This is a genomic window from Sphingomonas sp., assembly GCF_031380695.1.
GTDB lineage: Bacteria > Pseudomonadota > Alphaproteobacteria > Sphingomonadales > Sphingomonadaceae > Sphingomicrobium.
Genome location: NZ_JANMWY010000290.1, coordinates 1 through 5,700, shown reverse-complemented (window position 1 = coordinate 5,700; position 5,700 = coordinate 1). Strand labels below are relative to the sequence as shown.

General features: G+C 64.7%; 12 protein-coding genes. 10 read left to right on the top strand and 2 right to left on the bottom strand.

Annotation, left to right across the window (positions count from 1 at the left end; translation table 11 throughout):
• On the bottom strand, window positions 1-356 hold a 356-nt coding region (locus RMN84_RS10550; protein ID WP_309612127.1), incomplete at its 3' end, for a superoxide dismutase.
• Between the two features lie 157 nt (window positions 357-513).
• On the opposite strand from RMN84_RS10550, the gene RMN84_RS10545 reads away from it, so the two are divergent.
• On the top strand, window positions 514-1,083 hold the full coding sequence (locus RMN84_RS10545; RefSeq protein WP_309612126.1) for a urate hydroxylase PuuD: 570 nt from the start codon (window positions 514-516) through the stop codon (window positions 1,081-1,083).
• Between the two features lie 19 nt (window positions 1,084-1,102).
• Here RMN84_RS10545 and pspF read toward each other — a convergent pair whose 3' ends face one another.
• The gene (gene pspF, locus RMN84_RS10540; RefSeq protein ID WP_309612129.1) at window positions 1,103-2,152 is read right to left on the bottom strand and encodes a phage shock protein operon transcriptional activator; all 1,050 of its coding nucleotides are present in this window, start codon (window positions 2,150-2,152) and stop codon (window positions 1,103-1,105) included.
• A gap of 164 nt (window positions 2,153-2,316) precedes the next feature.
• Between pspF and pspA the strand changes: the two genes are divergently transcribed.
• The 9 genes from pspA to RMN84_RS10495 all read left to right on the top strand — a co-directional run.
• Window positions 2,317-2,985, top strand: a complete 669-nt coding sequence (gene pspA / locus RMN84_RS10535; protein WP_309612125.1) for a phage shock protein PspA — start codon at window positions 2,317-2,319, stop codon at window positions 2,983-2,985.
• Window positions 2,986-3,258: an envelope stress response membrane protein PspB gene (gene pspB / locus RMN84_RS10530; RefSeq protein WP_309612124.1), complete on the top strand. Its 273-nt coding sequence runs from the start codon at window positions 2,986-2,988 to the stop codon at window positions 3,256-3,258.
• A gap of 5 nt (window positions 3,259-3,263) precedes the next feature.
• Complete coding sequence (gene pspC, locus RMN84_RS10525; protein WP_309612123.1) at window positions 3,264-3,650, top strand: envelope stress response membrane protein PspC; 387 nt, start codon at window positions 3,264-3,266, stop codon at window positions 3,648-3,650.
• Between the two features lie 12 nt (window positions 3,651-3,662).
• Window positions 3,663-4,001, top strand: coding sequence for a hypothetical protein (locus tag RMN84_RS10520; protein WP_309612122.1), 339 nt, complete (start codon window positions 3,663-3,665; stop codon window positions 3,999-4,001).
• A complete protein-coding gene (locus RMN84_RS10515; protein WP_309612121.1) occupies window positions 4,001-4,282 on the top strand; it encodes a hypothetical protein in 282 nt (93 codons plus the stop codon). Before RMN84_RS10520 ends, RMN84_RS10515 begins: the two co-directional genes overlap by 1 nt.
• An 18-nt stretch (window positions 4,283-4,300) precedes the next feature.
• Complete coding sequence (locus RMN84_RS10510; RefSeq protein WP_309612120.1) at window positions 4,301-4,576, top strand: hypothetical protein; 276 nt, start codon at window positions 4,301-4,303, stop codon at window positions 4,574-4,576.
• Complete coding sequence (locus RMN84_RS10505) at window positions 4,573-4,845, top strand: hypothetical protein (protein ID WP_309612119.1); 273 nt, start codon at window positions 4,573-4,575, stop codon at window positions 4,843-4,845. The genes RMN84_RS10510 and RMN84_RS10505 overlap by 4 nt, the downstream gene beginning before the upstream one ends.
• Window positions 4,846-4,895: 50 nt before the next feature.
• On the top strand, window positions 4,896-5,303 hold the full coding sequence (locus RMN84_RS10500) for a SufE family protein (protein ID WP_309612128.1): 408 nt from the start codon (window positions 4,896-4,898) through the stop codon (window positions 5,301-5,303).
• Window positions 5,300-5,700: PaaI family thioesterase (locus RMN84_RS10495; protein ID WP_309612118.1), on the top strand; the 401-nt coding region annotated here is incomplete at its 3' end. The genes RMN84_RS10500 and RMN84_RS10495, both read left to right, overlap by 4 nt.

Sequence of the window (5,700 nt, the reverse complement as noted above, 5' to 3'; positions counted from 1 at the left end):
GCCTCGGTCGCCAATTTCTCGAGCAGCGCGCCATGATCACCGAACTCGCTCGCAATCATCTCGGCCAGCTTGCCCGACGGCTTGGTCGACCCGGCCGGCGCCAGGCACTGCCAGAAGAAGCTGTGGTTCCAGATCTGAGCGCTGTTGTTGAACAGCGGCTTGTCGCCCTTGTCCTTGGCCGCCTTGATCACCTCGATCAGCGAGGCATTCTCCAGCCCCTTGTCGGCCAGCATGCCGTTGGTCTTGTCGACATAGGCCTTGTGGTGCTTGCCATGGTGAAACTCGAGCGTCTCGGCCGACATGTGCGGCGCCAGCGCATCCTTGGCATAGGGCAGTTCGGGCAGAGTGAAGGGCATCGGGACCTCGTCGCCGGCTGGAGGGATTACGTATCGCGACAACGCCCGAACGACCGTAGGGATGCGGCGCGAGCGACAAAAGCTTGCCTAGTTCCGCTACTCCGCCGTAACGATCGCTGCGAATGCCGGATCGTTCCGGCGACGCAAGGGGGCCGCCATGGGCAAGATTCTCGAAAATCTCTATATCACGCTAGGGATCGGGCTGCTGCTCGCCATCGTGCTCAGCGCAACCTTCCACGCCGATGTCGTCACTGTCGCGGTCATTATCCGCTGGCTCCACGCCTTCTTCGGGATCGTATGGATCGGCCTGCTCTACTATTTCAACTTCGTGCAAATCCCGACCATGCCCAAGATCCCTGCCGAGCTCAAACCGGCGGTCTCCAAGTTCATTGCCCCCGAAGCCCTGTTCTTCTTCCGCTGGGGCGCGGCGTTCACCGTGCTTGCCGGACTGCTGCTGGCCTATTTCAACGGCTATCTCCGCGAAGCGTTCGAGATGCGTTCCGGGTTCAAGCTGATCGGCATCGGCATGTGGCTCGGCCTGATCATGGCATTTAACGTGTGGTTCATCATCTGGCCGAACCAGAAGCGCGCGCTCGGCCTGGTCGAGGCAGAAGCCGACGTGAAGGCCAAGTCGGCCCGCACCGCGATGCTGACCAGCCGGATCAATACCCTGCTGTCGATTCCGATGCTCTACGCGATGACGACCTACCAGACGCTGCCGGCCTGACCGAACGGAGCGCGATCGCTCAGGCGGTCGCGCTTTCCTGCAATTTGTGCCGCTTCATCGCGTGGCGCAACTGGTCGTAACTCAGCCCCAGCGCGGTCGCCGTCGCTCGCTGGTTGAAGCGGTGGCGGCCAAGCGCTTCCGCCAGCAATGCCTTTTCATAGGCATTGACCGCGCTGCGCAAATCATCGGTCGCGGCCACCGTCGGCACGGCCGCTATCGCCGCCTCGACCACCGCCCGCGGCTCGCGCGGCTCGGGATCGTCCTGCGGCGCGGCGCTCGCGCTGTCGGCCGGTGCCCACGGCGAGTGAAACGGGTCGAACTGGAGCGCATCGACCTCGCGCTCCGGATCTTCGGAGCGATACACCGCCCGCTCGACGACGTTGCGCAGCTCGCGTACATTGCCCGGCCAGCCATAGGCCTCGAGCGCGGCCAGCGCCCGCGTCGAAAAGCCCGGCCATTGCGGCCATTCCAGCTCCGCCGCCATACGCCGCGCGAAATGGTCGGCGAGCAGCGGGATATCCCCATGTCGCACCCGCAGCGGCGGCAAGGTCACCACCTCGAACGACAGCCGGTCGAGCAGGTCGGCGCGGAACAGCCCTTCGTCGACCATCCGCGGCAGATGTTCGTTGGTGGCAGCGACGATGCGCACATCGACCCGGATCGGTTTCGACGCCCCGATGCGAGTCACCTCGCCATATTCGACTGCACGCAGCAGCCGGTCCTGAGCCGGGGACGACAGCGTCGCCAGCTCGTCGAGGAACAGCGTGCCGCCGTCGGCCTCCTCGAACCGCCCGTGACGAGTCTTCGCCGCGCCGGTAAAGCTGCCCGCCTCATGCCCGAACAATTCCGCCTCGATCAGCGTCTCGGGCAGCGCGGCGCAGTTCATCGTCACCAGCGGCCCGGCCCACCGCCCGGACAGATGATGCAGCCGCTCGGCGATCAGTTCCTTGCCCGTGCCGCGCTCGCCGATCACCAGCACCGGCCGGTTGAGCGGCGCTGCGCGGCTGGCACGCTCGACCGAATCGAGGAAAGCGAGGCTTTGGCCGACAAACTGATTGCTTCGCTCCATCTTGCCCAACACTTGGTGGGTAATCCCACCATCTCGCAAGATATTTCACACCGCCGTTGGTCGAAAATCTGGCTTTTCCCCGGAGTTGTCGGCCTTTCCTGCACTTGGCACAAAAGCTGCAAGGACCCATTCAACAGGCGCCTGACTTTTTGACGGAGTGTTGAATGGGCATTTTCTCCCGCACGCGGGACATCGTTGCAGCCAACATGACCGAGCTGCTCGACCGTGCCGAAGACCCGGCGCGCATGATCCGCATGATCATCCTCGAGATGGAGGAAACGCTCGTCGAGGTCCGCGCCTCCGCGGCCCGGTCGATCGCCGACAGCAAGGAAATGCGCCGCGCCATCAATCGGCTCGACGAACTGCAGGCCAGCTGGACCGAGAAAGCCGAGCTGGCGCTGTCGAAGGACCGCGAGGATCTGGCCCGCGCCGCGCTCAACGAGCGCCAGAAGGCGGCCGACATGGCGTCGGGCCTGCGCGCCGAGATCGCCGTCATCGAGGATACGCTCAAGGGCTATGAGGCCGACATTGCCAAGCTGCAGGGCAAGCTGCGCGAGGCCCGCGCCCGCCAGAACGCCATCGCCAGCCGCATCGAAAGCGCCGTCACCCGCGCCCGCACCAGCGAAATGCTCAACGGCAACCGCACCGAGGACGCCTTCTCGCGCTTCGACGTACTGGAACGCCGCGCCGACTTCGCCGAGGGCCGCGCCGACGCGCTCGGCATGACCGGGCCGAAGAGCCTGGAAGAGGAAATCGCCGACCTGCGCAGCAGTGACAGCGTCGACGCCGAACTGGAGGCCATGAAGGCCGCAATGAAAGCCAAGGGGGCTTAAGTGGAAGATATATTTGTACCGATGATAGCCATTGGCGTGCTGTTTCTCGGCCTGCCGTGGCTGGTATTTCACTACATTACCAAGTGGAAGACCGCCTCGCGATTGACGGGTGGTGACGAGAAACTGCTCGACGAACTCTACGACTCCGCCCGCCGCCTCGACGACCGGCTATGCTCGATCGAGCGCATCATGACCGCCGAAAACCCCAACTGGAAGCAACAGTGCCTGCCCGAGGAGCGTCCGTCGCAGCGCCTGCTCGGTGACGTGGAGTGAGCCCGGTGAACCAGCCCGCCAGCCGCACCCGCTTCTATCTCGACAAACGCCACAAGAAGGTGATGGGCGTGTGCGCCGGAATCGCCAACTATACCGGCCTCGACGTCAATATCGTCCGCATCGGGCTGGTCGTGTCGATCTTCATCGGCGCGGGGGCGCTGATCCCGGTCTATTTCATCGCCGGCTGGATCGCCAACGACGAGCCGCGCGAGATTGCGTCCGACACCAAGGAAGAGCGCGTGTTCTGGCAAGGCGTCCGCGCCAGCCCGGCGCAAAGCGCGCGCGAGATCCGCAGCAAGATGCGCGACATCAACCGCCGCCTCGCCGACATCGAATATTATGTCACCACCGAAAACCGCTCGCTCGCCAAGGAAATCGAGCAGCTTCGCTAGGGGAACCTCGCCATGACACCGGACAACCTCCAGGCGATCAAGGAAATCGTCCCGCTGATCGCGCTGATCAGCATCCTGCCGATCGGCGGCTGGGTGGCCACGACCTGGATGCGGATCAAGCATGGCTACCCGCTCGACGGGCAGTGGGGCCAGGCGCTCCACCCGCGCCAGGACAAGGAATCGGTCGAGCGGATCAAGCTGCTCAGCACCGAAAATGCCCAGCTCCGCGCCGAACTCGGCTCGGTCAAGGACCGGCTCGAGACGATTGAGCGGATCGTGACCGACCGCCCCGGCCGACTGGCCCAGGAAATCGACCAGCTTTCGCTCGCTACGCCAAGAGGAAACGCCTGATGAATCCCGGTGACCTGATGGGCCTGCTCATCGTTGTCCTGCTGCCGACGCTGCTGCTGATCTACCTGGCCAGGCGCTTTTTCTCGTTCCGCGAGAAGCAACTGGAGGTTCAGGCCGGCAATACCGCCGAAAAGGCCGCGCAATATGCCACCAGTAACGCCGCACTCGAACAGCGGCTGCGCGTGCTTGAGCAGATCGTCACCGATCGCGGCGTCGACACCGCCGCCCAGATCGAGGCCTTGCGTCCCCCGCGCCTCTCGGCGCAGGACGAAATCCACTAGCGTTCGGAGTCGACCGACATGAATGATATCGCCAGCTGGATCTGGGTCCTGATCCCGCTCGCGGCGATCGGCATCGCGCCGTTCAAGATGTGGCTCCGTCTCAAGGAACGGCAGATTGAGGCGCAGACCAGCCTGACCGCCGAAAAAACCGCCCAATATGCGGCCCATACCGAGCGACTGGAACAACGCGTCCGCGTCCTCGAACAGCTCGCTACCGACCGCGGCGTCGACACCGCCGCGCAGATCGAGGCCCTCCGCGCGCCGCGCCTGACCGGTCAGGAGTCCGCCCGATGAATCCCTTCGAAATGGTTGTGATTATCGTCGCGATCATCGCCGTGTCGCGCGTGCTTCAGGCAAAATATGGAGGTCGTGGCGTCTTCGGTCGCCATGACCGCCGCGACGGCCTGCTCAACGTCACGCCGCGCCAGCAGGACGACGCCGAAACCCGCCGCCTGCGCGAGGAAGTGGCGCAGCTCAAGGAGCGACTCCACGTGCTCGAGCGGATCACCGTCGACAAGGAAAACAGCCTGACCCGCGAAATCGACCAATTGCGCGACCGCTGACGGCCCGGTAGGCGCGGCGGGTGACCAGTCTTCCGCTCCCACCGCTTTCTTTGCCGAGTCTGGCCGACCTCGCCGACGAATATGGCTTCCTCGACAGCGAGGATCGCTACCGCCTGCTGATCGACCTCGGTCGGCGGCTCGATCCGATGCCCGACGCGCTCAAGACCGACGCGACCAAGGTGCGCGGCTGCTCGGCGTCGGTATGGCTCTATCCGACCCGGCTCGTCGACGGCCGGCTCCATTTCCTCGCCGACAGCAATGCCGCCATCACCAAGGGCGTCGTCGCGCTGGTCATCGCGGCGGTGCAGGACCGCGCGGCGGCAGAGATCGCCGCGACCGACATCGCCACTGCCCTCGCCCCGTTCGACCTGTCTCGTGAACTCAGCTCCAACCGCACGCAGGGCCTGCCCAACATGATTGCGCTGGTCCGCGAAACCGCGCTGCGGATGGCCGCATGACCGAACCCGCATCGACCGGCGTCGCGGACAATGGGGGCACATTCGATCCGGTCGGGTTCTTCAAGGTGCTTCAGCATCATGGCCATGCCGGGCTGCTCGGGATGCGCTACGAGTCGAATGGCGAGGATTGGGTCGAAATCTCGCTGCCGTGGCGCGAGGAATTGGTCGGGGTGCCTGAGGCGGGCCTGCTGGCGAGCGGCGCGGTGATCAGCCTGATCGACCTGGCGGGCGGCGTGTCGGTGTGGCTGAAGCGCGGGAAATTCGTCGCCGACGCCACGCTCGACCTCAGGATCGATTATCTGCGGCCGTCACTCAAGGGACAGAAGCTCTACGCCCGGTGCCGTTGCATCAAGCTAACGCGGCAGATCGCGTTCGTCGAAGGCTTCGCGCATGTCGG

What these genes read in the sequence shown, in the direction of transcription:
- RMN84_RS10545 (WP_309612126.1), top strand. Translation starts at nt 514, where the DNA reads ATGGGCAAGATTCTCGAAAATCTCTATATCACGCTAGGGATCGGGCTG.
- pspF (WP_309612129.1), bottom strand. Translation starts at nt 2,152, where the DNA reads ATGGAGCGAAGCAATCAGTTTGTCGGCCAAAGCCTCGCTTTCCTCGAT.
- pspA (WP_309612125.1), top strand. Translation starts at nt 2,317, where the DNA reads ATGGGCATTTTCTCCCGCACGCGGGACATCGTTGCAGCCAACATGACC.
- RMN84_RS10520 (WP_309612122.1), top strand. Translation starts at nt 3,663, where the DNA reads ATGACACCGGACAACCTCCAGGCGATCAAGGAAATCGTCCCGCTGATC.
- RMN84_RS10515 (WP_309612121.1), top strand. Translation starts at nt 4,001, where the DNA reads ATGAATCCCGGTGACCTGATGGGCCTGCTCATCGTTGTCCTGCTGCCG.
- RMN84_RS10510 (WP_309612120.1), top strand. Translation starts at nt 4,301, where the DNA reads ATGAATGATATCGCCAGCTGGATCTGGGTCCTGATCCCGCTCGCGGCG.
- RMN84_RS10505 (WP_309612119.1), top strand. Translation starts at nt 4,573, where the DNA reads ATGAATCCCTTCGAAATGGTTGTGATTATCGTCGCGATCATCGCCGTG.